Here is a 611-nt window from a genome sequence, read left to right on the forward strand (position 1 = left end):
GGAGAATTATTTTAACTACTATACTCTACTTCTTTCCCTCAAGAAATACTTTCATAGATGTCATTTGATTGAGAGCGATCTCAGACGGGTTCCACTATTTGCACCAACTTATGTCACCAATGGCACATCTTGTTTAGGCTTACCTGCGTTCTATCAATAGTAATTCTAGAGAAACCCAAGATGAGAAGTAAAAACCTGCTGCATGCCTTGATGTCCTTTTGTTTTTTGGTAGCCTTAAGTCTGACGGCTTGCCAAAGAGGTAGCGCCCCCACTTCACCAAGTAATGTGGAGACTAGCGACAAGCAGCGATTATCACCCGAACGTGTGGATATCCGAGGAAGCATCATTCGCAGCAGGTATAACCAAGGGCAGGTGATGCTCGAAATAGATGGCACTGCTTCCCAGTCGCAGAATTCTCGCTTTACTCGCGCCTATGTGCTGGTGCAGCCAAGCACCCAAATTGTGGATACTAACGGGCAGTCAATTAGCTTAAGTGAATTACAACAGGGGCAAAATGTAGCTGTTCTGTTGCGAGGTGGCGGACAGGGAAGCCTGGAGGGAATTGGTATTGCCCGCAGGATTTGGCTAGAGCAAGTCTATTAAAATATCAA

At 45.5% G+C, this 611-nt stretch carries 1 protein-coding gene; it reads left to right on the top strand.

Going from position 1 to position 611, the window contains the following annotated elements:
- Window positions 1-180: 180 nt before the first annotated feature.
- The gene (locus tag Q0590_RS37465; protein ID WP_302042809.1) at window positions 181-603 is read left to right on the top strand and encodes a hypothetical protein; all 423 of its coding nucleotides are present in this window, start codon (window positions 181-183) and stop codon (window positions 601-603) included.
- Window positions 604-611 lie beyond the last annotated feature (8 nt).

Source organism: Rhodocytophaga aerolata (genome assembly GCF_030503435.1).
Taxonomy (GTDB): Bacteria; Bacteroidota; Bacteroidia; order Cytophagales; family 172606-1; genus Rhodocytophaga; species Rhodocytophaga aerolata.

Excerpts from the sequence above, each read along its gene's own strand:
- Q0590_RS37465 (WP_302042809.1), top strand. The coding sequence starts at position 181 with ATGAGAAGTAAAAACCTGCTGCATGCCTTGATGTCCTTTTGTTTTTTG.